This is a genomic window from Massilia sp. 05N420, assembly GCF_056397205.1.
On the sequence record NZ_JBFTMX010000172.1, the window covers coordinates 1 to 456 of the forward strand.

Below are 456 nucleotides of genomic sequence, written 5' to 3' on the forward strand. Positions count from 1 at the left end.
CGCCGCGTGGCCGCCGTTCAGGATGCGGATCTTCATGTGCTCGTAGGGCGTCACATCGGACACGAAGGTGACGCCGACCTTTTCGAGCGCCGGACGGCCTGCGGTGAACTTGTCTTCCAGCACCCACTGCTTGAATTCTTCGCAGTAGACGGGCCAGTTGTCCTCGATGCCGAACTGATCCTTCAGCAGGTCGATCTCGCGCTGGCCGGTTGCCGGCGTGATGCGGTCGACCATGGCATTCGGGAAGGCGACATTGGCCTTGATCCAATCGGCGAAGGCCGGATCCGACAGCTTCGCCGTACCGACGACGGCGTTGGTGGTGACCACGCCGTTATGCGGAATGTTGTCACAGGACATCACCGTGAAGGGAACAAGGCCCTTGTCCTTGCGCGCCTTCAGACCGGCGACGATCAGGCCGAACACGGTCTTCGGCTCGGACGGGTTCTTGCCGTCGGC

General features: G+C 62.5%; 1 protein-coding gene. It reads right to left on the reverse strand.

What is annotated here, in order from left to right; all coding sequences use genetic code 11:
• Nucleotides 1-456, reverse strand: a 456-nt coding sequence (locus AC1DIX_RS27835; protein ID WP_477328580.1) for a mannitol dehydrogenase family protein, incomplete at both ends; no start/stop codon positions are given.